We start from the raw sequence: 26,566 nt of genomic DNA, 5'->3' as shown, positions 1-26,566 counted from the left end.
GTCCAGCGATTGACCCGGCGCGGACCGGATGCGGCGGTAGGAATCGATATCGCTGAGGCTGAGCAACGGCGCCTCGGCATGCTCGATATAGGAGCGGCCCGTCTCGCCGGCGAGGTCGGGGTAGATCAGCACTTGGCCGGCGGCGTGGCGCTGGCTGCGGCGCGTGGCGTGCGCGACAGCCGCGGCGAGATTACCGCCGGCGCTCTCGCCGCAGAGCACGATCGGCAGCGCGCTTGTCGCCGCCACCCATTCGAACACGGCGAGGCAATCCTCGAAGGCGGCGGGATGGAGATGCTCCGGCGCCAGGCGGTAGTCGGCCGAGATCACCTCGAAGCCGGTGGCGGCGCAGATCTCGGCGCAGATGTCGTTATGGCTGTCGAGATCGCCGAGCACGAAGCCGCCACCATGGTAGTAGACGACGATCGCCCGCGCCACCTTGCCGGCCATCCGGTAGCGCCGGACCGCGATGTCGCGTCCGTCGGCCGAGACCACATCGTCACTCGCCGTGACACCGGCCGGACAGCCTTGGTGGAAGGCACGGCACATCGCGTTGTAGACCGCCCGTTGCTCCGCGATCGGCCGCGCCGCGATCCCGGGCGGAGACCAGGCATTGACCTGGTCGATATAGTCCCACAGCTCCGGGTCGAGCAGGGTGGCGTATTTCCCCCGCCTGGTCGCTTCGGTCTGGTTCGCGCCCATCGGCTTACCGTCAGAGCTCGTCGTAGAGCCGCGCCGCGTTCTCGTAGGTGAAGCGCAGCGGCACCGAGCCCTCGACCTGCCACGCATCGACCGTGTCGCCCGCCAGCAGCCGGCAGGCATCGAGCGTGCCGGTGACGGCGCCGCCATAGAGCCGGTTGGCGAGATTGAGGATGGCGGTCTGGTGCATGGCGGCGCTCGCGCTGCCGCAGGCATCCTTGACCAGCAGCACGCGGAAACCACGCGCCACCGCATCTTTCACCGTAGCGTCGATGCAGGCCTCGGTCCAGACGCCGGCAATCACCAGCCATTCGATGCCCGCCGTCTTCAGCCGGTCGGCGAAGGCGCCGTTGCCGAAGGCGCTGGCCTCGGTCTTGACCTGCATCGTCTCGCCCTCGGCCGGCGCCACGTCCGCGCAGATCGCCGTCAGCGGATCGTCCTTGTCGGAGAAGGCCGACTTGCCGCTGGCGTCCACCGGATGGAACGGCCGCGCCCCGGCAAGGTCGACGATGTAGGCGAAGTGGTAGAGCGGCACGAAATTGCGCCGCGCCGCCGCCTGCAGCCGCTGCACGTTGGCGAGGATGTCGCCGAAGCCGTCGACCAGATAGCGTTCGTCCTTGCGATGCTCCTCCTGGAGATCGATGAACACCGCGGCCACGGTGCCGCGCCGGATGGAGATGGGCGTTTTCATGCGGATGCTCGCGCTTCGTCATTCCAGGGCGAAGCAGCCGCGAAGCGGCGTCGGGAAGACCCTAGAATCCATGCCGTTACCTTTAGCGAAAAATGCAGCGGAACAGAATTCTGCACCGTTGCAACGCTCCGAAGTAACGGCATGGATCCTAGGGTCTGCGCCGCGTCGCTTCGCTCCTTGCTTCGCCCTAGGATGATGACGTCACATTTGCTGCGACCAATCTCGAAGGCCTGCGATAGCGTATGGGCGGCGCCAACAGAGCGTATCGGCATCAAATCGCTCATTCCAAGAACTCGTCCTCATACGGAAACCGCGACAGCAACTCCGTCCCGGTCTCGGTGATCAGCACCTCGTCCTCGAGCTTGACGCCCTCGCGGCCGCCTTTCTCGCCGATATAGCTTTCGACGCTGACCACCATGCCGGGCACGATGATGCCGTCACGGCCATAGGTCTCATAGTCCATCGAGTGCGCGATGAACGGCGTCTCGCCATGCATGCCGACGCCGTGCATGACCGAAGTGTAGCGCTGGTCGACGAAGCGGTCCGGGATCTTCCAGGCCTTCTCGGCGATCTCGCGAAAAGCCATGCCGGGCTTCACGATGCCGATATTGTGCTGAACCTGGTCGTGCGCCATGCGGTAGAGCGACTTCTGGTAGGCGGTCGGCTTGCCCGGCCCGCAGCGGAAGGTGCGCGAGAAATCGGAATAATAGCCGTAGCAGCCGATCGTGTCGGTATCGAGCGCGACCAGCTCGCCCGGCCTGATCTTGCGCCCGCTCGCCTCGCTGAACCACGGGTTGGTGCGCTGGCCGGAGGTGAGCAGCCGCGTCTCGATGAACTCGCCGCCCTGGCGGATCACTTCGCCATACATGATGGCGAACAGCTCGTTTTCGGAGACGCCGGGCTTGATCGCCTCGCGTACTGCGGACACCGCTGCCTCGGCGCCGGCCATGGACGCCTGCAGGCATTTGACTTCCTCAGGCGTCTTCACCGCGCGCACGGCCAAAATCTCGCCCTGGCAATCGCGCACCTCGCAGCCGCGCTTTTCGAGCGCCAGCGCCTGCAGATGGCTGCAGCGGTCGAGCCCGAGCTTCATCGAGCCGCAGCCATGCTTCTTCAGGAGTTCGGTGACTTCGTCGGCGAACGGCCCGGCGGTCTCGTCGTCGCGGCCCGAGACCGACGACCATACCAGCTTCGACGGCCGCGCCTCGTCGATCGTGTCGAGCACCATCGAGACATGGTAGCTCTGCGGATATTCGAACAGCACCACCGGCCCTTCGGTCGGGATGAAGAAATAGCGCGTCGAGTTGCGCAGGAAGTAGCCGAACATGTTGCGCGAGCCGGTGGCGTAGCGCTGGTTGTAGGGGTCGAACAGGACGACCGCGCCATAGCCTGCCTCGCGCATCCAGCCGCGCAGTTTCTTGAGCCGCCCCTTGCGCAGCGCATCCGCATCGATGAAGGACGGCTCGGTGTCGGAGAGCCACATGCCGCCCGCCGGATCGGCCGCCGCCGGATGGCGCATGCGATCCTTGAAGTCTACATCCTCGGTGCTGTCGGGGTCGAAAACGACGATGCTCATGGCGGTGCCTCCTGATGCGGAGAACATGGGCTATGCGTTGCACGAAGTGTGTGCGAATTCCCGCAAATGTCGTGCCGGATGCCGCAGATGTGGTGAGGCGAACTACAGGCGCCGAGATCCTTCGCCCCCCTCTGTCCTGCCGGACTGGCCGGCAGGCCAGAGGGGGACGCTGTCCCGCCAGCGTCTCAGCATTCAGCACAGTGAAGAGTTACTGCCTTCGCATCGCCTTCGGCGCGTGCCCGTGCTCCTCGCGAAATGCCCGCGCAAAACTAGACATCGAGGCAAACCCACACGCCAGCGCGACATCGCGCACCATCAGCGTCGAATGCGCCAGCAGGTCGGCCGCCCGTTTCAGCCGCAGCCGCCGGTAGTAGCCGTTGGGTGAGATGTCCAGCTCGGCGCGGAAATTGCGCTCGAGCTTGTCCGGGGAGACGCCGAGCCTTGTCGCCAGCTCCGCCATGCCGAGCCGCTCCTCCACCGCGTCCTCCATGATCGCGATGGCCGACAGCACCAGCTCGTTCTGCACGCCGGTGCGCAGCCTGAGCGGCATCAGCTTGCGGTCGACGCTCGATCGCAAAGGACTGTGCACGAACCATTCGGCGACGCCCGCCGCCAGTTCGGCGCCATAGTCGCGCGTGATGATCTCCAGCATCATGTCGAGGCTGCCGACGCCGCCGGCCGAGGTGAAACGCTTGCGGTCGATGACGAAGAGATCGCGCCGAAGCTCGATATCGGGGAAAGCCTCGGTGAAGGCGGCCTGGCTGGTCCAGTGCAGGGTGCAGGCATGTCCGTCGAGCAGGCCGGCGCGGGCGAGGAAGAACGCTGCATCCGCAACCGCGCCGATATGCGCGCCGCCGCGCAGGCTCTTGCGGATCCAGCTCATCGCCTCGTCGGCCACGACATGGTCGGCATCGCCGCCGGAGCAGACGACGATGCGGTCTACCTTCGGCGCATCGGCCGCCGAAAAGCCCGGCTGGATGACGACGCCATTCGAGGCCTCGACCGTGCCGGGATCCGCGCCGACGATCACCCAGCGGTAGCATTCGCGCTTGGCGAGTACGTTGGCCGCGCGCAGCGGTTCGATCAGCGAGGAAAACGCCATCATCGGAAAGCCGGGAAAGACCAGCACGGCGAAGGCGAGGGGGGCTTCGCCCGCCGCCGGCTGCGCGCGGTCGCGTTTGCGGTTGGCGGAATTGGAAGTCACGATGCTCTTTCCTGAGGCGGCTGGAACTGTAGCGGGTGGCCCGGCCGGCTGGCAACGGGGACGCCAGTCAATCAGCCGTTCACCAAGCAAGATAGGCAAAACCTTAAGTAGAAATTGCGAGACTTGACGGAAGGTCAGGGTGATGAAACGCCGGAGGCTTTTCGGATGGAACTGAACTACGACTTCGAATTCCAGTCGATCTTTCCAAAGGCCGTCTGGCTCGTTCCCGAATGCAAGCGTTTGCTGGACGAGGTCGGCATCGCCCACAACATGAAGGGGAACTACGTCACGGCTTTTGTCGATCCCGCGACTGTCGTCGCCCTCTGGCGAGAGCCAGCCGAATTCAGGGCCACATTGATCAAGGCCGGTTGGAGCACCTTGCCATACGAAGGCGAAGCCGCGCCGGACAAGGCTCAGTTCCTGATCCCGAAGCTGCTGGAAATCCATGCCAAGGTCGAAAGCCGCGCCTATGACGCGCAGGCGACCAAATATGCCGTCTTTGCCCTTTTCCGCTTCACCCACCAGCTCACCATGGGAGAGGTACTCGGCGCGGACGGCCGCCCGACATGTTCGCCGCTGACCCAGCAACGAATGAAGGACGCCCGTCCGACATCGGCCTTCGATGTCAACAAGGCGGTTACGGCCATGGTGTCCGACCTGGAAAATCGTGCCGGTGCCGAGCCGGCCGCGCCGCCGGCGCCGGTCAAGTCGGCTGCTCCAGGTCCCAGCCTGCTGGGGCGCGTTGCCCGCGTCTTCGGCCGCCGGCAGACCTGAAGCCGGTCCCATACGTCGCGCACTCTGGGGCGAAATTAGAAACGTCGCGCCGCCCCGCTGCCGGCACCTTCTCCCCGTGAACGGGGAGAAGGCAGATGAGCGCGACGTCGGCGCCTTTTCTACAACACTCGCGATTGGCGACACCGTCGAGGAGAGCGCTTCCTCTCCCCGTCACTATACGGGGAGAAATGCCCGGCAGGGCAATGAGGGGCAGCGCCGACCTACGCTTTGCTGCCGCCGCCGCAATCGTCATCATCCCGGGGGATTTCGTGATAGCCTCATCGCTCACCTGGTGGCAGAGAGAGCGGAGCGGGCGCTTCGGCGTCCTGGCAACGGAGGCACGGCGATGTTTGCGGCAAAGGCGATCGAGAGCACGGACAAGCCGGCCTTCTACAATGATCTCGCCGCGCAACTTAAGGCGCTGCTCGAAGGCGAGCGCGACTCGATCGCCAACGCAGCCAACACCGCGGCGTTGATCTACCAGATGGTGCCCGACCTCAACTGGGCCGGTTTTTACTTCCTGCAATCGGACGAAGAGCTGGTGCTCGGCCCTTTCCAGGGCAAGCCGGCCTGCGTGCGCATCGCCGTCGGCAAGGGCGTCTGCGGCACCGCCGTCGATCTGGGCATGTCGATGCTGGTCAAGGACGTCCACGAGTTCGAGGGCCACATTGCTTGCGACGCGGATTCGCGTTCGGAGCTGGTGGTGCTGCTCAGGGACAATGACGGCATCTTCGGCGTTTTCGACCTCGACAGCCCGCTGCCCGGCCGCTTCGACAAGGAGGACCAGGCCGGCATCGAGAAGCTGGCCGCGATCTATGTCGCGGCGAGTGCGTTCGAGCCCGACTGATGGCGGTGCAGCGCGTCTGGCGAGTGCCATTGTCGATGTCGGCGCCGCCCCTCATCGCCCTGCCGGGCACTTCTCCCCGTAAACGGGGCGAAGGACGCTGTGCGGACGGCTTCGCCAATCGCCAGCGTTGCAGGACAAAGCGCCGAGGCTGCGGCCAGCCACTTTCTCCCCGTTCACGGGGGCCGGCAGGACAATGAGGGGCAGCGCCAGCGCTGAAAGCCAGGCTGTATGCGCGATGCCTCAGGGTGAAAGCGGTCAACCTCTGGCTCAACGACCAGGTCTTGCGTTTGACCTAATTGCATCGTTATCACTGGCGGAATACGACGCCCCACAATCGAGAACCACGGCCGACCGAGGAGGAACCCATGTCCCATAATCTGCAGTTCTACATCGACGGCGCCTGGGTCGATCCGGTCGTTCCGAACAATTTCGACGTCATCGATCCGTCCACCGAGGATGCCTTCGCGCAGATCTCGCTTGGCACCAAGCCCGATGTCGACAAGGCGGTGGCGGCGGCCAAGCGCGCCTTCAACAGCTTCGGCTTCACCTCGGTTGAAGAGCGGCTCGAGATCCTCAACCGCGTCATCGAGGTCTACAAGAAGCGCAGCAAGGACCTGGCGCTGGCCGTCTCGCGCGAGATGGGCGCGCCGCGCCAGATGGCGCTGGACAGCCAGGTCGGCGTCGGCCAGGCGCATCTGGAGAAGATGGCCGAGGTGCTGAAGAGTTTTCAGTTCCGCCACGTGAAGGGCTCCTCGCTGATCGTCAAGGAGCCGATCGGCGTCGTCGGCCTGATCACGCCGTGGAACTGGCCGCTGAACCAGATCACCTGCAAGGTCGGCCCGGCGCTTGCCGCCGGCTGCACCATGGTGCTGAAGCCGTCGGAGATCGCGCCGCTCGACGCCATCATCTTCGCCGAGATCATCGACGAGGCCGGCGTGCCGAAGGGCGTCTTCAACCTCGTCAATGGCGATGGCCCGACCGTCGGCCAGGCGCTGGCCTGCCACCCGGATGTCGACATGATGTCCTTCACCGGCTCGACCCGCGCCGGCATTCTGGTCGCCAAGGCCGCCGCCGACACGGTCAAGCGCGTGCATCAGGAGCTTGGCGGCAAGTCGGCCAACATCCTGTTTCCCGATGTCGACCTCGCCAAGGCCGTCACCAAGGGCGTCGCCGGCTGCCTCGGCAACAGCGGCCAGTCCTGCAACGCGCCGACGCGCATGTTCGTGCCGCGCGAGCGTCACGACGAGGCGGCCGCCTATGCTAAAACGGCGGCGGAAAAATTCACCGTCGGCCCGGCCGACGCGCCGGGCTCGAAGCTCGGCCCGGTGGTCAGCCAGCTCCAGTTCGACAAGATCCAGAGCCTGATCCAGAGCGGCATCGACGAGGGCGCCACGCTGGTCGCCGGCGGCCCCGGCCGCCCGGCAGAGCTCAACCGCGGCTATTATGTCCGTCCGACCGTCTTCGCCGACGTCACCCACGACATGCGTATAGCGCGCGAAGAAATCTTCGGGCCGGTGCTGGCGATCATGCCCTACGACACGGTCGAGCAGGCGGTCGAGCAGGCCAACGACACCGTCTTCGGCCTTGCCTCCTACATCCAGGCCAAGGACATCGAGAAGGCGCGCGCCGTCGCCGCCCGCATGCGCTCCGGCAACGTCTACATCAACTACCCGACCTGGGACGCCGGCCTGCCCTTCGGCGGCTACAAGCAATCCGGCAACGGCCGCGAATATGCCGAGTATGGGCTCGAGGATTTTCTGGAGATCAAGGGCATCGCGGGGTACGAGGCGGCGGAGTAGGGGCGGTGGCAATCGACGACCCGATGCCGGCACTGCCGTCTGCTTCTAGACGCGGTCACGCCATTTGGTCGAGAAATTTAGCTCTCGCACCAGGGTGAAGCTGTCGCACCATCTGACGCGCATCTGATCGCATACGTCGGGGATTCTACGATTTGCCCGTTGCGTAGTTGGTTTCGAGACCTCGGTGGTAACGACTGTTCGAATGTCCGGCGCGAACAAAGCGTGTGCGACCAGGAATGGGTCGCGTCCGATCTTAATGATCTCGGCGTCTGTCAGGTCAGCGGCATAGGCGTTGGCGAGAACTTCCTGGACCCGTGCTACATCAACTTCCTCTTCGAGGCACATAGCATTCTTGTTGTCTTTGTCCCCAAGCCACTCGGCCAAATCGTCGGACCCGCCGACAATTTCTTCGACGATTTCCACTGGCATCTTGATTGCGCCTTGCTCCGCCCAGTGCAAAAGCCACTCCCAAAATTCGGGGACGCGGTCGAATGCGTAGTATGAGTTTTTGGCGGTAATCAAGACATTGGCATCGAGGAGATAAATTGTCGCCCCCTCACGCAGCACGCCCGGAGGCACCGGCTGTCGCGGCCCCCGTCAAGGCGTAAACATTGGTAGGCTTTACTCCTAGAATCCGGCCGGCCATGGATGGGGAGAGGGCGCCCTCTGCCAGCATCCTCCGAGACAAACCTACTAAGCGGTTGCCAAGCCTGTGCCTTCGGACGACGTAATAGTCCGGTCCGCCTTCGATATCCTTATTGCGCTCTCGTGCAGCGGCGCGGTTCTGAAGCCATTGTCGCCGAAATATGCCGCTCACTTCGGCCCAGACATCGCGAGATACGATTCCCTCTCGAAACAGCTTGTAGGCGACGGCGGAATGGCTCACCTGCCAAGTTTCAGCAAGCTGCCTGATTCTGGCGATCACTTGGTCGGAAGGGGCGCCCCGCAGAGCGTCGTCACGCAATGCTTCACCGTCAGGCATAAGAATTTGGCCCGCCACGTCGTTGCAAAAGACCTCGATGGCCGTGGACGGATTTGCGCCGCTAATGCCAGTGCGGCCAATCCAGACGTGCGCAAGCTCGTGGAGCAGCGTAAAGGACCAAGCCGCCTCACTGTCCTGATCATTTATGATCACAAAGGGTGTTACAGGATCTGCTAGCGCGACCCCACGGAAAAGCTCAACGTCCAGAGTGCTATGGTGGCTTCCGAGATTGCCAATCAACAGTACAAACACGCCGGTGCGCTCGGCGAGGTCTCTAAGATAGGCAAAGGCTTCGTTGCGCCCCCCCCGCCTAAACTGCGTGATATCAAAATCAAGGGTTTGAGCAATTGCCTTAGCCAACTGCTTCGAACCACCGCTCATATCGAAGCTACCTACAAAAGGCAGTTCCTTCGCCTCATCTTCGACCTCAAGCAGGGATCGGACCATCTCCTGCCTTGCCCTCAAGTCACGCAACAGAGCATCAACAAGCGCAGCATCTCTTTGCCCGTACTCTGCGGGCAGCGTTCGGAAGTCTTCCCCTCGCTCAGCCCGCCGTGGTGGTGCGGGAAGGTAAAACGCAAGAAGAGGGCGGCGGTAGTGCTGCGCCATCTTCAAAAGCAAGGGGCGGGAGGGTTCGCCATCCCCTTTCTCTAATGCAGCAAGACGATCAGGACCGGCGATGGCCCGTGTGTCACTTATTCCGAGCCTTTTCGCCGCGTCGTGTAGATCGAGCCCAGCTGTTTCGCGAGCCCATCGTAGGACGTCAGGATTGACGTTTGGCATTCATCACCCTTTGCCGCTTGCCTTCCTTTGGCCGGCGCCAAGATACAACCCGCTAGCGAACGCTTTGTTACGAAGTGGACACATATTTAGGAGGGGGTCAACATCTCCGCTACTGCCCTGGGTGGCGACACGGAGGATTGTCGTTAACCGGGACATCGGCTGTGTAGCGGGCCGCGACAAGGCTGCTGACGAAGATCCCCCCATCCCGCATTGCACAATCCCCCCGCTTCGACATATTGAAGCCCCCATGGTCCGTTCCTCGCTCGCCGTCCTTGTGATCGACGAAAACCGTATCCGTGCCTCGATCATCGAGGCCGGGCTGCGGGAGGCCGGGCATGAGCGGGTGACGGTCATCCATGATGTCGCCGGCATTGCGCGGCGCATTGCCGAGATCGAGCCGGACGTCATCGTCATCGATCTCGAAAACCCCAACCGCGACATGCTCGAAAACATGTTCCAGCTGTCGCGCGCGGTGAAGAGGCCGATCGCCATGTTCGTCGACCGCTCCGACCAGGCCTCGATCGAGGCCGCGGTCGAGGCCGGCGTGTCGGCCTATGTCGTCGATGGCTTGAGGCAGGAGCGCGTCAAGCCGATCCTCGACATGGCGGTCAGCCGCTTCAACGCCTTCTCGCGCATGGCGCGCGAACTGGAGGAGGCGCGCAGCGAGCTGGAGAGCCGCAAGGTCATCGACCGCGCCAAGGGCATATTGATGAAATCGCGCGGCTTGAGCGAAGAGGCGGCCTACACGCTGCTGCGCAAGACGGCGATGAACCAGAACCGCAAGATCAGCGACATCGCCCAGAGCCTGGTGACCGCCGCCGGACTGCTCGGGCCGCTGGAGGACGAATAGGCATGGCAGCGACGCACCAGATCACCGCCGGCTTCATGCCGCTTTTCGACAGCGCCGTGCTGGTGGCGGCCGGCGAACTGGGCTTTGCCGCGCGCGAGGGTATCGAGCTGACGCTGCATCGCGAGACCTCCTGGGCCAACATCCGCGACCGCATCGCCATCGGCCATTTCCATCTGGCGCACATGCTGGGGCCGATGCCGCTGGCCTGCAGCCTCGGCCTCACGCCGATCGCCTCTGAGACCATCGTTCCGTTCTCGCTCAGCCTCGGCGGCAATTGCGTCACGGTCTCCAATGCGGTGTGGGACGGCATGGCGGCGCATGGCGCGGAACCCGATCTCGATCCCGCGCGGGCAGGGGCCGCTCTTGGCGCGCTGATCCGCGGGCGGGCCGCCAGGGGGAGCGATCCGCTGCGCTTCGCCGTCGTGCATCCGCATTCCGGGCATAACTACGAGCTGCGCTACTGGCTCGCCGCCTGCGGCATCAATCCCGAGCGCGACATCGAGATCGTCATCGTGCCGCCGCCCTTCATGGCCGATGCGCTGGCCGCCGGCCGCATCGACGGCTATTGCGTCGGCGAGCCCTGGAACAGTGCCGCGGTCGCCGCCGGCACCGGCCATATCGTCACCGTCAAGGCGCTGCTCTGGCGCAACAGCCCGGAGAAGGTGATCGGCGTGCGCAAGGCCTGGGCGGAGGAGAATCCGGAGGCGCTGGCGGCGCTGCTCAGAGCGCTGCATCACTCGGCGCGCTGGTGCCAGGACCCGGCGAACCATGCCGAACTGGCGGCGCTGATGGCCGGGCCGGGCTTCCTCGGCCTGCCGGCTTCGGTGCAGATGCCGATCCTGACCGGACGGCTGAAGCTCGGCGGTGGCGCCGAGCGGGCGATCGCCGATTTCTTCGTGCCCTTCGACAAGGCGGCGAATTTTCCGTGGAAGAGCCATGCGCTGTGGTTCTACACGCAGATGGTGCGCTGGGGGCATGTCGCGCACACGCCGGAAAACCTCGCCATCGCCTGGAACTGCTACCGGCCCGACCTCTATCGCTCGGCGCTGAAGCCGCTCGGCGTGGCGCTGCCCGGCGCCAATGCCAAGGTCGAAGGGGCGCTGAAAGCGGCGACGCCGGTCGGTTCGGCGGGGGCAAGCCTGTTGCTCGGCCCGGACGGGTTCTTCGACGGCCAGATCTTCGATCCCGACGAGATCGAAGCCTATGTCGCCGGGCAGAAACACGCTGATTCCCTGGCGCAGTAGGTTCCGACCTGCCGGGGTGCGGATCGCCAACGCACGCAAGTTGATAAGTCAAAGGCCGCCTTGGTGTGTTATATACGCTGCGTTCTCGGGCGGATACGAGATCGATGGATCAGGAAAGACTTCTGGCCGCCGTCCTTTTGGCTGATGTCGTGGGCAGCACGCCCCTCTATGAGCGCATCGGCGACGATGCCGCTCTGCAGCAGGTTTCGGATTGCCTGGACACGATGCGCGAGATCGTCGCCCAGCACGGCGGTGATTTCATTTACTCGAAAGGCGATGACGTACTCAGCCTGTTCGAGAGCCCGGAGATGGCGCTGAGGGCCGTCTGCCAAATCAGCCGCCAATTGACCAAAGGGCCGTTGAGCGCCCGTATAGGATTGCATTTCGGGGCGGTCATTCGCGCGCGGGGCGCGATATTCGGCGATGTTGTCAATGTCACCGCCAGGTTGTCCAGCACGGCCAACCCCGGGGAGGTGCTGATCAGCCAGAGCTTCTTCGAAGGCCTTACAGCGGGCAGCCGCAGTGCCTTGCGGCTCCTCGACAAAATGGCTTTCAAGGGCAAGCAGGAACTCTTCGATGTCTATACTCTGAGGAGCGACGATGGGACCCTCAGTCCGCAAATCGCCAGCCGGGGCACCATTATCGAACGGCGCTCCGTCCCGCCGCCGCAGATCAATCTTCTCATCGGCTATGGAGATCAGTCGCGATCCTGCCGAAACAACGAATTCGTGACGTTCGGCCGATCTCCGGAATGCAATATCGTCATCCAGTGGCCCTGGGTCTCAAGGCACCACGCCACTTTCACCATTTCGAATGGCAAGGCCCGCCTTATCGAGCGAAGCTCGTCGGGCACATTTGTGTCGATGGGACCCGACCATGAAGTATTCGTGCGCCGCGAAGATATTCTTCTCTTCGGCTCCGGCGTCATCTCGCCGGGACGGAGATCGTCGCCCGGCGACACCGAGGTTCTTCACTACGAGATTGTCTCAGGCTGACCGGATGGATTCGTTAGCCGCGACTGGTCTCGGCGGCGGCGCCGAGGTCAGCCAAGCGCCCGTGCTGTCGATCCATCTACACGAAGGCTGAAATCTCGGCCGGCAACAGGTCCACAACCGGTCAAGATCACCGTGTCGAGAGCTGATTTTACAGTCCTGATTATTTTCGCGCCACTGTTGTGCATTGCACAATAATTATGCGTGCGCTTGCGCTAATGAACAATCTTTGGCCTGCGCGCCTCGTCACCCAGCCCGTGCGTTGCCGGCGTGGATCATTGATTTAATTGAAGTTTTTCTCCTCGTTCAAAACTGGCACGGTTTCTGCATTGCAATAACCAAGCTCCTCGCGGAGCCGCGGAACAGGCGTCCAATGGCGGGCGCCACAGGCAAAGCTGCCGCTCAGGTCGACACGCGATCCCGGATGTACGGACGCGAGCGACCTGGCCGGCAGCTTTTTGTTTTGACCGAACACGAGAATCGACGGCGCCGGTCCCAAGCGGCGTCCAACCGGGAGATGACGATGACGAAACGGATCGGAACTGCAACGACCCTCAAGGGCATGTCGCGTCGCGACTTCCTTGCCAGAAGCGCGCTGACGGCGGGGCTGCTCGTGGCGGCGCGCAACCTTCTGCCTTCGGGCGCCTATGCGGCGACCGCAGCACCCGAAGTGACCGGCGCCAAGCTCGGCTTTATCGCGCTCACCGACGCGGCACCGCTGATGATCGCCAAGGAGAAGGGACTGTTCGCCAAATATGGCATGCCCGATGTCGAGGTGCTGAAGCAGGCCTCCTGGGGCGCGACGCGCGACAATCTGGTGCTGGGCAGCGAGGCCAACGGCATCGACGGCGCCCACATCCTGACGCCGATGCCCTACCTCATGCACACCGGCAAGGTGACGCAGAACAAGCAGCCGCTGCCGATGGCGATCGTGGCGCGGCTGAACTACGACTGCCAGGGCATTTCCGTCGCCCAGGAATACGCCGCCACCGGCGTCGGCCTCGACGCTTCCAAGCTGAAGGAGGCCTTCGCCGCCAAGAAGGCCGCCGGCAAGGAGGTCAAGGCCGCCATGACCTTCCCGGGCGGCACGCATGACCTGTGGATACGCTACTGGTTGGCCGCCGGCGGCATCGACCCCGACAAGGACGTCTCGACCATCGTCGTGCCGCCGCCGCAGATGGTGGCCAACATGAAGGTCGGCAACATGGACGTCTTCTGCGTCGGCGAGCCGTGGAACGAGCAACTCGTCCACCAGGGTATCGGCTTCACCGCCGCCACCACGGGTGAATTGTGGAAGGGCCATCCGGAAAAGGCGCTCGGCCTGCGCGCCGCCTTCATCGAGAAATATCCCAACGCCACCAAGGCGATCCTGATGGCCGTCATGGAAGCCCAGCAATGGTGCGAGGCGATGGAGAACAAGGACGAGATGGCCTCCATCATCGGCAAGCGGCAATGGATGAACGTTCCGAGCGCCGACATCATCGGCCGCCTCAAGGGCGACATCAACTATGGCAACGACCGCGTCGCCAAGGGCACCGACCTCTACATGAAGTTCTGGAAGGGCGGCGTCTCCTATCCCTTCAAGAGCCATGATGCCTGGTTCCTCGCCGAGAACATCCGCTGGGGCAAGTTCGCGCCGACCACCGACATCAAGGCGCTGGTCGACCAGGTCAACCGCGAGGATCTCTGGCGCGAGGCGGCGAAGGAGCTGGGCGTCGCGGCAAGCGACATCCCTGCATCGTCGTCGCGCGGCGTCGAGACCTTCTTCGACGGCAAGACCTTCGATCCGGCCAACCCGTCCGCCTATCTCGACAGCCTGAAGATCAAGGCATCGGCTTAGGCGTAAACGGCGCCAAAGGCGCCGTTTGTCGCGGCGCGACAAAGGCGCAACGGCGCTCGCGCCGTTGTCGCCCAACGAACAGGAGCTTCGCGAACACATGTCCATCCAAACCGTCGAGGACACCAAGGTGAAGGCCTTTCCCGTAAAGCCCGCCGAGGTGATCGCCTTCACCGCAAAGGCGAGGCGCCGCATCGATCCGCTCGCCATTGCCGGCAAGCTGGCGACGGCGCTGGTGCCGCCGGCCGTCGTCATCCTCGTCCTGCTCGTCGTCTGGCAGGTCGCCTGCTCGTCGCCGACGGCCAGCCTGCCGCCGCCGAGCCAGGTGTGGAACGAGGCCTATGACCTGATCGCGCATCCGTTCTTCGACAACGGCCCGCAGGATATCGGCCTTGCCTGGCGAGTGCTGATCTCGCTGCAGCGCGTCGCCATCGGCTTCGGCATGGCTGCGGTGGTCGGCGTGGCGCTGGGCGCGCTGGTCGGCCAGTCGGTGTGGGCGATGCGCGGCCTCGACCCGGTGTTCCAGATCCTGCGGACCGTGCCGCCGCTCGCCTGGCTGCCGCTGTCGCTCGCCGCCTTCCGCGATTCCAATCCGTCGGCGCTGTTCGTGATCTTCATCACCTCGATCTGGCCGGTGATCATCAATACAGCCGTCGGCGTCCGCAACATCCCCGAGGACTACCGCAACGTCGCCCGCATCCTGCGGCTCAACCAGCTCGAGTTCTTCGTCAAGATCATGGTGCCGGCGGCCGCCCCCTACATCTTCACCGGCCTGAGGATCGGCATCGGGCTCTCCTGGCTTGCCATCGTCGCCGCCGAGATGCTGACCGGCGGCGTCGGCATCGGCTTCTTCATCTGGGACGCGTGGAACTCCTCGCGGCTGCCCGACATCATCGTCGCGCTGGCCTATATCGGCGTCACCGGCTTCTGCCTCGATCGGCTGGTCGCGGCGGTCGGCGCCTTCGTCACCCGCGGCACAACGGCAAAGTGAGGAGGGCGCCATGACCGCCTATCTGAAGCTCGACCATATCGACAAATCCTTCGCCCGCGGCGGCCAGGTCAGCGAGGTGCTGAAGGATATCAGGCTCACCATCGACAGGGGCGAGTTCGTCTCCATCATCGGCCATTCCGGCTGCGGCAAGTCGACCTTGCTCAACCTCATCGCCGGGCTGACCAGGGTCTCCTCGGGCGCCGTGCTGCTCGAGGACAAGGAGGTCGACAGCCCGGGACCTGAGCGCGCCGTGGTGTTCCAGAATCATTCGCTGCTGCCGTGGCTCACCGTTTACGAGAACATCAACCTTGCCGTCTCCAAGGTCTTCGGCCGCACCAAAAGCCGGGCCGAGCGGCATGAGTGGATCATGCGCAACCTCGATCTCGTGCAGATGGCGCATGCCAGGGACAAGCGCCCGGCCGAGATATCCGGTGGCATGAAGCAGCGCGTCGGCATTGCCCGCGCGCTCGCCATGCAGCCGAAGATCCTGCTGCTCGACGAGCCGTTCGGCGCGCTCGACGCGCTGACCCGCGCCCACCTCCAGGACGCGGTGATGGACATCCACGCCCGGCTCGGCACGACCATGATCATGATTACCCACGATGTCGACGAGGCGGTGCTTCTGTCCGACCGCATCGTGATGATGACCAACGGCCCGGCGGCAACCATCGGCGAGGTGCTTTCGGTGCCGCTGGCCCGGCCGCGCCGACGCATCGAGCTTGCCTCGGACCGCACCTTCCTGCGCTGCCGCGAGGCGGTGCTGAAGTTCCTCTATGAACGCCACCGCTTCGTTGAAGCAGCGGAGTAGCGTCATGACCCGAGAAACGCATCTTCAACGCCAAAGGTCGATCTGCATCGGCAATGGGCAACCTGCCGCACTGCACAAATATTATGCTGCCGTGCAAGGCGATCTGACTAATCTTTGATCCGCCGCCGGGCTCGTCAAAAGTCGCTCGGCTGCGGTTTCGCATTGATATTATTTGATAATTCAGCGCGCCGTCGAACTGGCACGCTTCCTGCTTTTAGGAATGTAGGTCCCTCGGGGCCAAGAGACACGGCGTCCAATGGCGGGCGCCACAGGCAAAGCTGCCGATCAGGTCAACACGCGATCCCGGATGGACGGACGCGAGCGACCTGGCCGGCAGCTTTTTTGTTTTGACCGAACACGCAATCGACGGCGCCGATCCCAGGCGGTGCCCAACCGGAGACGACGATGACGAAACGGATCGGAACTGGCGCGGCCCTCGAGGACTTCACCCGCCGCGATTTCCTGGCCAGCAGCGCATTGACCGCCGCGCTGTTCACCGCCGCGCTGCTGCTCTTTCCCGTCGGCGCCAAGACGGACGGCAAGGGGCCGGCGGTGGCCGCGCACAGCGAGGTTTCGACCGGCACGCCGATGGCGCGTCGCTGACAATCGCGAACGAACAGACAAGAGCGGCGCCTCCACGCCGCAAACCGGAGCCGACATGACCGCAAATCTCCCAGCCGCGCCCAGCCAGGAACCCAGGCAGGCGCTCGTGATGTCCACCATCGCCTTCACCGTCTGCTTCGCGGTGTGGACGATCTTCTCCATCATCGGCGTGCGCATAAAGCAGGAGCTTGGGCTGAGCGAGACGGAGTTCGGCCTGCTCATCGGCACGCCGATTCTCACCGGCTCGCTCGTGCGCATGCTGCTCGGCGTCTGGACCGATCGCTATGGCGGGCGGCTGGTCTACACCGCCGTCATGCTTTCGGCGGCGATCGCGACCCTACTGCTCTCTTTTGCGCATACTTATGAGCAGATGCTGATCGCAGCACTCGGCGTCGGGCTTGCCGGCGGCTCCTTCGCCGTCGGGGTCGCCTACGTCTCGCGCTTCTTTCCCGCCGGCAGGCAGGGCACGGCGCTCGGCATCTTCGGTGTCGGCAATGTCGGCGCCGCGGTCACCAAGTTCCTGGCCCCGCTGGTGCTGCTCGCCTGGGGCTGGCAGACGGTGGCGCAGATCTGGGCGGCGGCGCTCGTCGTCATGGCCGTCGTCTTCTGGTTCACCACCGGCGACGACCCCGTCATCCGCGAGCGCCGCGCCGGCAAAGCGGCAGCGCCGAGAAGCTTCTGGCAGGAATTCGCGCCGCTGAAGAACCTGCAGGTCTGGCGCTTCGCCTTCTACTACTTCTTCGCCTTCGGCGCGTTCGTGGCGCTGTCGCTGTGGCTGCCGCGCTACCTGATCGGCGTCTACGGCTTCAACATCGCCACCGCCGGCATGATCGGCGCCGCCTACTCAATTCCGGCAAGCGTCTTCCGCGCCTATGGCGGCGTGCTTTCCGACCGTATCGGCGCCCGCACCGTACTCTACTGGACCTTCACGGTCTGTGCCGTTGCGACCCTGGTTCTGTCTCTCCCCTCGGCAGACTACGTCGTGCGCGGCATCAGCGGGCCGATCGCCTTCCACTTCGAGATCGGCCCGCTCGCCTTCATCGCCGTCGCCTGCGTGCTCGGCTTCTTCATGAGCCTCGGCAAGGCCGCCGTCTACAAGCACATCCCCGTCTACTATCCGAAGAACGTCGGCGCCGTCGGCGGTGTGGTCGGCATGATCGGCGGGCTCGGCGGTTTCGTCCTGCCGATCGCCTTCGGCGCCCTCAACGACCTCACCGGCGTCTGGTCGAGCTGCTTCATGCTCCTCTTCGTCATCGTCGTCGGCTGCCTTGCCTGGATGCACTTCTCCATCCGCCGCATGGAACGTGCCGCCGCCGAAACGCCAGCGCTCTACGCGGCCGAGTGAAACCGGAACGGATCAGCAATATGACCGAGAAACTCGTCATCATCGGCAACGGCATGGCCCCCGGGCGCATGCTGGAGCATCTCCTGGATAAGGCGCCGGATCGCTACCAGGTCACCATCTTCAATGCCGAGCCGCGCGTGAACTACGACCGCATCATGCTGTCGCCGGTTTTGTCGGGCGAGAAGGCATACGAAGAGATCATCATTCACGGCGACGGCTGGTACATCAAGCACGGCATCACCCTCTACAAGGGCCATAAGATCGTCGCCATCGACCGCGCGGCCAAGACCGTCACCTCTGACCATGGCGTGACGGAACCCTATGACAAGCTGGTGATTGCCACCGGCTCGGTGCCGTTCATCATCCCGGTGCCCGGCAACAACCTGCCGGGCGTGCTGACCTATCGCGATCTCGACGACGTCCGCGCCATGATGCTTGCAGCCCAGTCGCGGGCCAAGGCCGTGGTCATCGGCGGCGGCCTGCTCGGGCTGGAGGCCGCGGCCGGCCTGCAGGCGCAAGGCATGGACGTCACCGTGCTGCATGTCATGCCGACGCTGATGGAGCGCCAGCTCGATCCCGCCGCCGGCTACCTCTTGCAGCGCGCCGTGGAGGAACGCGGCATCAAGGTCATCACCAAGGCCAACACGCAAGCCATCACCGGCAACGGCAAGGTCGAGCAGGTCGAGCTTGCCGACGGCACGATCATCCCGGCGACCCTGGTGGTGATGGCGGTCGGCATCCGGCCGAACGCGGCGCTGGCCAAGGACGCGGGCGTCGCCGTCAACCGAGGCATCGTCGTCGATGCCGGCATGCGCAGCAACGACCCCGACATCTTCGCGCTCGGCGAATGCGCCGAGGTCAACGGCATGGTCTACGGCCTGGTGGCGCCGCTCTACGAGATGGCGCGCGTCGCCGCCAGCCAGCTTGCCGGCGACGAGGCTGCCGCCTTCGTCCATTCCGACACGCCGACCAAGCTCAAGGTCACCGGCATCGAACTGTTCTCGCTCGGCGACTTCGCCGATGGCGACGACCGCCAGGAGATCGTGCTGCGCGATGCCTCGGCTGGCGTCTACAAGCGCCTGGTGCTGAAGGACGACCGCATCATCGGCACCGTGCTCTATGGCGAAACGGCCGACGGCGCCTGGTTCAACGACCTCAAGAAGAAGCAGACCGATATTTCGGAGATGCGCGACACGCTTATCTTCGGCCAGTCATACCAGGGGGGTGCCCCCCTGGACCCTATGGCGGCCGTTGCAGCCTTGCCGGATGATGCGGAAATCTGCGGCTGCAACGGCGTCTGCAAGGGCAAGATCACCGGTGCGATCACCGGCAAGGGCCTGACCTCGCTCGATGATGTTCGGGCGCACACCAAGGCGTCTGCCTCCTGCGGCTCGTGCACCGGGCTGGTCGAGAAGCTGATGGTGCTGACCCTCGGCGACACCTACAACCCCGCAGCCGTGCAGCCGATGTGCTCCTGCACCACGCTCGGCCATGACGAGGTGCGCCGGCTGATCAAGGCCAAGGGGCTGAAGACCATTCCGGCAGTGATGCAGGAGCTGGAGTGGAAGACCTCCTGTGGCTGCGCCAAATGCCGGCCGGCGCTCAATTACTACCTCGTCTGCGATTGGCCGGACGAATATGCCGACGATTACCAGTCGCGTTTCATCAACGAGCGGGTGCACGCCAACATCCAGAAGGACGGCACCTATTCGGTGGTGCCGCGCATGTGGGGCGGGGTGACCAGCGCCTCCGAACTGCGCGCCATCGCCGACGTCGTCGACAAGTTCGAGATCCCGATGGTCAAGGTCACCGGTGGCCAGCGCATCGATATGCTGGGCATCCGCAAGGAGGACCTGCCGGCGGTGTGGGCCGATCTCGGCCAGGCCGGCTTCGTCTCCGGCCATGCCTATGCCAAGGGCCTGCGCACCGTGAAGACCTGCGTCGGCTCCGACTGGTGCCGCTTCGGCACGCAGGATTCGACCGGCTTGGGCATCCGCATCGAGAAATTCATGTGGGGCTCGTGGACCCCGGCCAAGGTCAAGATGGCGGTGTCGGGCTGTCCGCGAAACTGCGCCGAGGCGACCTGCAAGGATGTCGGCGTGATCTGCGTCGACAGTGGCTACGAGATCCACTTCGCCGGCGCCGCCGGTCTCGACATCAAGGGCACCGAGGTGCTCGGCCTGGTCAAGACCGAGGATGAGGCACTGGAGCACATCGTGGCGCTGACGCAGATGTACCGCGAGCAGGCCCGCTATCTCGAACGCATCTACAAATGGGCCAAGCGCGTCGGCATCGCCGAGATCAAGCGCCAGATCATGGACGACGGCGAGAAGCGCAAGGCCTATTACGAGCGCTTCGTCTTTTCCCAGAAATTCGCCCAGGTCGATCCGTGGTCGGAACGCGTCTCCGGCAAGGACAAGCACGAATTCCGGCCGATGGCCTCGGTCGGGTTTGCCGAGGCGGCGGAGTGACAATCATGACCTGGATCGCTATCGGCACCATCGCCGACATCCCCCGCCGCGGCGCGCGCTGCGTCGCCACCCCGCATGGCAAGATCGCTGTCTTCCGCACCGCCGACGACGAGGTCTTCGCCATCGAGGACCATTGCCCGCACAAGGGCGGGCCGCTGAGCCAGGGCATCGTCCATGGCGCCGCGGTGACGTGCCCGCTGCACAATTGGGTGATTTCGCTGGAGACCGGCAAGGCGCTCGGCGCCGACGAGGGCGCGGTGCGCACCATCCCGGTGAAGCGGGAAGGCGAGCGTCTGTTCCTGGCGCTGGAAGCGCTGGCCAGCCGCGCGGCCTGAACCCATGGAGATCGACGAAGCACGCGAGGTGAGGACCACCTGCCCCTATTGCGGGGTGGGCTGCGGCGTGCTGGCGAAGGTCGCCGCGGACGGTGAAGTCACCGTCCGCGGCGATCCTGATCATCCGGCGAATTTCGGCCGGCTGTGCTCGAAGGGCTCGGCGCTGGCGGAGACCATCGACCTCGATAGCCGGCTGCTCCATCCCGAAATTGGCGGCGGCCGCGTCGGCTGGGACGAGGCGCTCGACCTCGTCGCCTCGACCTTCTCGCGCACCATCGCCGAGCATGGGCCGGACGCGGTCGCCTTCTATGTCTCCGGCCAACTGCTGACGGAGGACTATTACGTCGCCAACAAGCTGATGAAAGGGTTTGTCGGCTCGGCCAACATCGACACCAATTCGCGGCTCTGCATGGCCTCCTCGGTCGCCGGGCATCGCCGCGCCTTCGGCGCCGACACGGTGCCGGGTTGCTACGAGGATCTGGAGCTGGCCGATCTCATCGTGCTCGTCGGCTCAAATCTCGCCTGGTGTCATCCCGTGCTCTACCAGCGCATCGCCGCGGCCCGCGAGAAGCGGCCCGGGATGAAGATCGTCCTGGTCGATCCGCGCCGCACCATGACATCAGATATCGCCGACCTGCACCTGGCGATCGCGCCGGATGGCGACACCGCGCTGTTCTCCGGCCTGCTGGAACATCTGGCAAAGAACGAAGCGCTCGACCGCGACTATATCGCCGCGCATACGACAGGCTTCGAGGAGACGCTGGCGGCCGCCGCATCGCTCGATCTCGCCGGCATTGCCGCCGCCACGGGTTTGAGCGAGGACGAGCTGTCGCGCTTCTACGCGCTGTTCGCGGCGACCGAGAAGACCGTCGCCGTCTACAGCCAGGGCGTCAACCAGTCTTCGCAAGGCAGCGACAAGGTCAATGCCATCATCAACTGCCATCTGGCGACCGGCCGCATCGGCAAATCGGGGGCAGGGCCGTTCTCGGTGACCGGCCAGCCCAACGCCATGGGCGGTCGCGAGGTCGGCGGCCTGGCCAACATGCTGGCCGCCCATATGGAGATCGAGAACCCAGCGCATCGCGCCCGCGTGCGCCGCTTCTGGAACGCGCCGACCCTGGCTGAAAAGCCGGGCCTGAAGGCGGTCGACATGTTCAACGCGGTGGCCGACGGGCGCATCAAGGCGCTGTGGATCATGGCCACCAACCCGGTCGATTCGATGCCGGACGCCGATGCGGTGGAAGCCGCGATCAAGGCCTGCCCGTTTGTCGTGGTGTCCGACGTTCTGGCCAGCACCGACACCGTGCGCCACGCCCATGTGTCTCTGCCCGCCAGTGCCTGGGGCGAGAAGGACGGCACCGTCACCAATTCCGAGCGCCGCATCTCGCGCCAGCGGCCGTTTCTGGCGGCGCCCGGCGAGGCGAGGCCGGACTGGTGGATCGTTGCCGAGGTGGCGAAGCGGATGGGATTTGCCGAGGCGTTTGCGCATGCCGCGCCGGCCGAGATCTTCGCCGAGCACGCCGCAATGTCGGGTTATGAAAATGATGGCGCGCGGGATTTTGATATCGGCGCTTATGCCGGGATCAATGCTGAGGGCTATGAGGATTTGGCGCCATTCCAATGGCCAGCACCGGCCTTATCCTCTCCCTTGAGGGGAGGGTCGGAGAGCGCGTTGAGCGGAGCGAGACAAGCGAGCCGGAGAGGGGTCGGAGGTGAAGTCTCAGTCTCTGCCAACGAGGCCGAGACTGTCGCAGGCGCCCCCCTCTGGCCTGCCGGCCATCTCCCCCTCAAGGAGGGAGATCAGCCCGCACCTCGACCTTCGCCAATCTCCAAAGTCGGAGAGTGGGCGCAGCCCGCAGTGCCGCTGGTCTCCCCCCTTGAGGGGGAGATGGCCGGCAGGCCAGAGGGGGTCGGTACGACCGGGCGCCAGCCCATTCGCTTCTTCGCCAACGGCAATTTCTACACCCCCGACCGCAAGGCGCGCTTCATCCCCGTCCGACCTGTGACGGAAACTCGCACGGGCGAAAATTTCCCGCTGATTCTGAACACCGGCCGCATCCGCGACCACTGGCACACGATGACGCGCACCGGCAAAAGCCCGCGCCTGTCCCAGCACATCGCCGAGCCCTTCGTCGAAATCCATCCGGCCGATGCACAGCACCACGGCATCGGCGACGCCGATATCGTGCGCATATCCAGCCCGCGCGGCGCGGTGCTGGTGCGCGCGTTGATCACGACCCGCCAGCGCCCGGGCAGCGTCTTCGCCCCGATGCACTGGACCGACCAGTTCGCGGCCAGAGGGCGCCTCGACGCGCTGACCGCGCCGCTCACCGACCCGATCTCCGGCCAGCCGGCGCTGAAGCATGTCGCGGTGCAGATCGAGAAATTCGCCGCGGCGGCCTTTGGTTTCGCCGTGATGCGGGATCGCCCCGAGGCGATCGCCGCCGACTATTGGGCGGTGGCGCGCTGCAAGGGCGGCTGGCGGGTGGAGCTTGCCTTCGCCGACGAGAACATCGACTGGGCCGGCTTTGCCCAGTCGCTGTTCGGCGCGTCACCCGAGGCCGAGATGCTCGCCTATCACGACCGCGAGGCCGGCCAGCATCGCATCGCCGCCTTCGCCGGCGAACGCCTTGCCGGCGCACTGTTCGTCGCGCCGGGACCGGTCGCCGTATCGCGCGGCTGGGCCGCCGAGCAGCTCGACGCAACCCACGCCGGCCAGCGCCAGCGCTTCCGCATCGTCGCCGGTCGTGCCGGCGCCGATCGGCCCGATATCGGCGCCATCGTCTGCTCCTGCCTCGGCATCGGCGCCAACCAGATCGCGGCGGCGGTGGGGGCCGGCTGCGGAACCGTCGAGGCCATCGGCGAGGCGACCAGGGCCGGCACCAACTGCGGCTCCTGTCGCGCCGAAATCCGCGCCATCATCGCAACCGGCAGGGTGCAGGCGGCGGAGTAGCGTGCAAGGTTGCTTGCCCGCCGATCGGTCTCGAAAAGCTATCGATATGTGATGGTTAGCCCGTATCGATGGCCAGCAACGACGGGCATCTGAAACCAAAAGCTAACTGAAAAATAAACATTCGATGGAAGGATGGCAGCTCCGCCGACAGTATCGGCGAGCCGGCAACGGTTGGTACTGGCCATGGAAATGGAAGGACTGCGTTGTGTCGATCCTCAAGAGGCGTTTGTCTGCACTTCATCGGGCCTTGATCATTCTGTTCGTTTCGGCAATCGGCGTGCTGCCGGCATTCGCCATGGAGCCCGCCAAATATCCGGAACCGCCCGACACCGTCGCATTCAAGGTCGAGAAGAACGGCGAGTCGATCCCGGTCACGCTGCGCCAGTTGGAAAAGCTCGGCCTCTACAGCGTTTCCACGCCAAGTCCCTTCGAAAAGGGGCAACTGGCGTTTCAGGGTGTGCTGTTTAGGGATGTGGTCAAGCTGGTCGGACTGGAGGGTGAATCGTCGGTCGTCCTGCGGGCGGCGGACGACTATGTGCAGGTAATCCCGAAGGAGGACTGGACGGACGGTCCGCTGCTTCTTGCCACGCGCCAGGACGGCGAGCTGCTGACCCGGCGGACGCAGGGTCCGACGCGGCTGATCTATCCTCTCGACGACTATCCGGCCTTCGATACGCCAGTTCGCAAACCGCGATGGATCTGGTTGATCAAGACGATCGCGCCGGGCAATTGAACCCCTTCGTGACTTTCGGCCATGTGGTCTAGAAGCAAAGCCTGGCGGGTTCCCATAACCTACGTCGCCGCTGCGGCGTCGGCGGCCATCTGCTCGGCGATCTTGATCGCGGTGCTCTTCACGAGCGTCAGCAAGGTGGAGAGCGCGATGCCGCGTTTCGGCTTCTTCGCCATTCGCGAGTTCCACATTGCCATACGCGACGTGACGCATCTGCGAGATATGGTTTCGCTTGCGCAACTGGCCGACGGTTCGCCGGAAAGCCTGGAACAGCTGTCGGCCGCAAACGATCTGGTCTACATCCGCTTCGAGCGGATCGACGGCGGCGACACCATCAGCGAAATCCCCGCCTACGCGGGTATCGTGCCGCAGGTCAAGGACGCTGTGAAGCGGATCGATGTCATCATCCAGGCAGGTCTGCCTCTGGATGAAAAGGGCCTCAGGCAACTGGGAATTGAGCTCGACCAGATCGTCGCGCGGATGAACGACGAGTACTACAAATATGGCGAGGAGGTTAACGTCGATCTTTATGCCGCGGAGACGAACCTGAACAGGTTCAACTACCAGATCGCCTTTGCCTTGACGGTGTTGTCGGCGCTGGCGATCGGAACCGCCGTGCTTCTCATCGGCCGTCGGGAAACCATCAGCAAGCTCGAATTTCTCGCCTGGCGGGACGCGACGACCGAGTTGAAGAACCGGGCCTGGATGTCGGCCAACAGGGACGGGCTGCTGGAGCGGGCAAGGCTGTCCGGCCAGCAGCTCCGGCTGTTCCTGATCGACCTCGACCACTTCAAGAGCGTCAATGACACCTTCGGTCATCACATCGGCGACATGCTCTTGAAGACCGTTGCCGAAACCCTGCAGTCGGTCGAGCGGCCGGACGAAGTGGCCGCCGTCCGCCTGGGCGGAGACGAGTTCGCCATCATGGCGATCGGGCCTTCGGACGATCTGGGACACCGGCTGCGCGAGCAATTGAACCGGTTTGCCGATCTGGACGGGCATCAGGTGCGCATCGGCGCAAGCATCGGCATGGCCTCCTTCCCGGATCATGGCGCGGACATCTCCACACTGTTGCGCAATGCCGACAGCGCGCTTTATGCCGCGAAAGCAGAAGGGCGGTCCGGCTTTGTGACCTTCTCGCCCGCGATCCTCAGCCAGATCGACCTGCAACTCGGCGAGGAGGCGGCGATCAAGCAAGCGCTCGACGATGATGAGTTGTTCCTGGTCTGGCAGCCGCAGTTCGAACTGGCGAGCGGGCGCATGATCGGCGCCGAAGCCCTGGTCCGCTGGCGCGACCGCGTTTCGGGAACGGTCCGTTTGCCGGACTCGTTCATTCCGACCGCCGAGCGCAGCGATCTGATCCTGGAAATCGACAAGGTCGTGCTGAGCAAGGCCTGCGCGCAGGCCGTTCGGTGGGTGCCGGTTTCGGCCGGCGATTTCATCTGCGCCGTCAATGTTTCGGGCAAAACCCTGCAGGCCGACGCATTCTTCGTGCACCTCGTCGAAGTGCTGCAGCAAACGCGGTTGCCGCCGGCGCGCCTGCAACTGGAAATAACCGAAGGGGTCTTCATCCAAAGCAAGGATGCGCTGAACACGCTCGCGAAAATTCGCAAACTAGGGGTCAGCCTGGCACTCGACGATTTCGGATCGGGATATTCGAGCTTCGGCTATCTCGATCTCGACCTCAATCAGCTGAAGATCGATCGATCCTTCCTCAATGATCTGGAATCGTCCAGGAAGAAGCAGGACGTTGTCGGCGGCATCATCGCGCTGGCCAACTCTCTCGGCATGACGGTCATGGCCGAAGGCGTGGAAACCGAAGGACAGCTGGCCTTCCTGATCGCCGAACAATGCCACGGCGCCCAGGGGTTTTTCATGTCGGAACCAATCGAAGAGAAACTGCTGACAAATCACCTGATTGCGCGGCGGGGCAACCTCAAGGCCAGGGCCGGATCAAAGCTGAACCTCTCGGCCTGATCATCTGGCGGCTTTTCGTCGTCAGGAAATGAGTTGGCTGGGGAACCTGGATTCGAACCAGGACTAACGGAGTCAGAG

At 64.3% G+C, this 26,566-nt stretch carries 22 protein-coding genes; 16 read left to right on the top strand and 6 right to left on the bottom strand.

Features of this window, described 5'->3' with window-relative positions; all coding sequences use genetic code 11:
- The 4 genes from EN780_RS06110 to EN780_RS06090 form a co-directional block, all read right to left on the bottom strand.
- Positions 1-699 (bottom strand): alpha/beta hydrolase fold domain-containing protein (locus EN780_RS06110; protein WP_133372581.1); only part of this gene is annotated, 699 nt, incomplete at its 3' end.
- Between the two features lie 10 nt (positions 700-709).
- A complete protein-coding gene (locus EN780_RS06105; RefSeq protein WP_128272609.1) occupies positions 710-1,387 on the bottom strand; it encodes an isochorismatase family protein in 678 nt (225 codons plus the stop codon).
- 280 nt (positions 1,388-1,667) lie between these two features.
- The gene (locus tag EN780_RS06095) at positions 1,668-2,963 is read right to left on the bottom strand and encodes a Xaa-Pro peptidase family protein (protein ID WP_128272606.1); all 1,296 of its coding nucleotides are present in this window, start codon (positions 2,961-2,963) and stop codon (positions 1,668-1,670) included.
- Between the two features lie 208 nt (positions 2,964-3,171).
- Positions 3,172-4,068: a GlxA family transcriptional regulator gene (locus tag EN780_RS06090; RefSeq protein WP_245494602.1), complete on the bottom strand. Its 897-nt coding sequence runs from the start codon at positions 4,066-4,068 to the stop codon at positions 3,172-3,174.
- Positions 4,069-4,332: 264 nt separating this feature from the next.
- On the opposite strand from EN780_RS06090, the gene EN780_RS06085 reads away from it, so the two are divergent.
- The 3 genes from EN780_RS06085 (at position 4,333) to EN780_RS06075 (ending at position 7,587) form a co-directional block, all read left to right on the top strand.
- The gene (locus tag EN780_RS06085; RefSeq protein ID WP_127285580.1) at positions 4,333-4,941 is read left to right on the top strand and encodes a hypothetical protein; all 609 of its coding nucleotides are present in this window, start codon (positions 4,333-4,335) and stop codon (positions 4,939-4,941) included.
- Positions 4,942-5,287: 346 nt separating this feature from the next.
- Positions 5,288-5,788 (top strand): GAF domain-containing protein, encoded by a 501-nt coding sequence (locus tag EN780_RS06080; protein WP_127285579.1) that lies wholly within the window; start codon positions 5,288-5,290, stop codon positions 5,786-5,788.
- A gap of 365 nt (positions 5,789-6,153) precedes the next feature.
- Positions 6,154-7,587, top strand: a complete 1,434-nt coding sequence (locus tag EN780_RS06075) for an aldehyde dehydrogenase family protein (RefSeq protein WP_128272604.1) — start codon at positions 6,154-6,156, stop codon at positions 7,585-7,587.
- A 45-nt stretch (positions 7,588-7,632) separates the two neighbouring features.
- Here the strand turns inward: EN780_RS06075 and EN780_RS06070 are convergent, their stop codons facing one another.
- Positions 7,633-8,154, bottom strand: coding sequence for a DUF4411 family protein (locus EN780_RS06070; RefSeq protein WP_245494842.1), 522 nt, complete (start codon positions 8,152-8,154; stop codon positions 7,633-7,635).
- Positions 8,144-9,352, bottom strand: a complete 1,209-nt coding sequence (locus EN780_RS06065) for an XRE family transcriptional regulator (protein ID WP_128272602.1) — start codon at positions 9,350-9,352, stop codon at positions 8,144-8,146. The genes EN780_RS06070 and EN780_RS06065 overlap by 11 nt, the downstream gene beginning before the upstream one ends.
- 247 nt (positions 9,353-9,599) lie before the next feature.
- On the opposite strand from EN780_RS06065, the gene EN780_RS06060 reads away from it, so the two are divergent.
- From EN780_RS06060 to EN780_RS06000, 13 genes are all read left to right on the top strand, one after another.
- Positions 9,600-10,202, top strand: a complete 603-nt coding sequence (locus EN780_RS06060) for an ANTAR domain-containing response regulator (protein WP_127287210.1) — start codon at positions 9,600-9,602, stop codon at positions 10,200-10,202.
- Positions 10,203-10,204: 2 nt separating this feature from the next.
- Positions 10,205-11,446: a CmpA/NrtA family ABC transporter substrate-binding protein gene (locus tag EN780_RS06055; RefSeq protein ID WP_189556404.1), complete on the top strand. Its 1,242-nt coding sequence runs from the start codon at positions 10,205-10,207 to the stop codon at positions 11,444-11,446.
- A 104-nt stretch (positions 11,447-11,550) separates the two neighbouring features.
- Positions 11,551-12,441, top strand: coding sequence for an FHA domain-containing protein (locus EN780_RS06050; RefSeq protein WP_128272598.1), 891 nt, complete (start codon positions 11,551-11,553; stop codon positions 12,439-12,441).
- A 520-nt stretch (positions 12,442-12,961) separates the two neighbouring features.
- The gene (locus EN780_RS06045; RefSeq protein WP_128272596.1) at positions 12,962-14,278 is read left to right on the top strand and encodes a CmpA/NrtA family ABC transporter substrate-binding protein; all 1,317 of its coding nucleotides are present in this window, start codon (positions 12,962-12,964) and stop codon (positions 14,276-14,278) included.
- A gap of 97 nt (positions 14,279-14,375) precedes the next feature.
- Positions 14,376-15,266, top strand: coding sequence for a nitrate ABC transporter permease (gene ntrB, locus EN780_RS06040; protein ID WP_127311968.1), 891 nt, complete (start codon positions 14,376-14,378; stop codon positions 15,264-15,266).
- A 10-nt stretch (positions 15,267-15,276) separates the two neighbouring features.
- Positions 15,277-16,074, top strand: coding sequence for an ABC transporter ATP-binding protein (locus tag EN780_RS06035; RefSeq protein ID WP_126055004.1), 798 nt, complete (start codon positions 15,277-15,279; stop codon positions 16,072-16,074).
- A gap of 405 nt (positions 16,075-16,479) precedes the next feature.
- Positions 16,480-16,677 carry a hypothetical protein gene (locus tag EN780_RS06030; RefSeq protein WP_128272594.1) on the top strand — a complete coding sequence of 66 codons (198 nt, stop codon included), beginning with the start codon at positions 16,480-16,482 and terminating at the stop codon, positions 16,675-16,677.
- 55 nt (positions 16,678-16,732) lie between these two features.
- Positions 16,733-18,022, top strand: a complete 1,290-nt coding sequence (locus EN780_RS06025) for a nitrate/nitrite transporter (RefSeq protein WP_128272592.1) — start codon at positions 16,733-16,735, stop codon at positions 18,020-18,022.
- Between the two features lie 20 nt (positions 18,023-18,042).
- Complete coding sequence (gene nirB, locus EN780_RS06020) at positions 18,043-20,493, top strand: nitrite reductase large subunit NirB (RefSeq protein WP_128272590.1); 2,451 nt, start codon at positions 18,043-18,045, stop codon at positions 20,491-20,493.
- Positions 20,494-20,498: 5 nt separating this feature from the next.
- The gene (gene nirD, locus EN780_RS06015) at positions 20,499-20,828 is read left to right on the top strand and encodes a nitrite reductase small subunit NirD (protein WP_127311774.1); all 330 of its coding nucleotides are present in this window, start codon (positions 20,499-20,501) and stop codon (positions 20,826-20,828) included.
- Between the two features lie 4 nt (positions 20,829-20,832).
- Positions 20,833-23,781 (top strand): nitrate reductase, encoded by a 2,949-nt coding sequence (locus EN780_RS06010; RefSeq protein ID WP_128272589.1) that lies wholly within the window; start codon positions 20,833-20,835, stop codon positions 23,779-23,781.
- A gap of 226 nt (positions 23,782-24,007) precedes the next feature.
- Positions 24,008-24,514, top strand: coding sequence for a molybdopterin-dependent oxidoreductase (locus EN780_RS06005; RefSeq protein ID WP_189524286.1), 507 nt, complete (start codon positions 24,008-24,010; stop codon positions 24,512-24,514).
- Positions 24,515-24,661: 147 nt separating this feature from the next.
- Entirely contained in the window at positions 24,662-26,488 is a 1,827-nt protein-coding gene (locus EN780_RS06000) for an EAL domain-containing protein (RefSeq protein ID WP_189556402.1), read from the top strand.
- Positions 26,489-26,566 lie beyond the last annotated feature (78 nt).

The sequence above is a fragment of the Mesorhizobium sp. M4B.F.Ca.ET.089.01.1.1 genome (assembly GCF_004022605.1).
Classification (GTDB): Bacteria; Pseudomonadota; Alphaproteobacteria; order Rhizobiales; family Rhizobiaceae; genus Mesorhizobium; species Mesorhizobium abyssinicae.
Note: the sequence above shows the minus strand (reverse complement) of the source record. Positions and strands in the feature narration are given on the sequence as shown.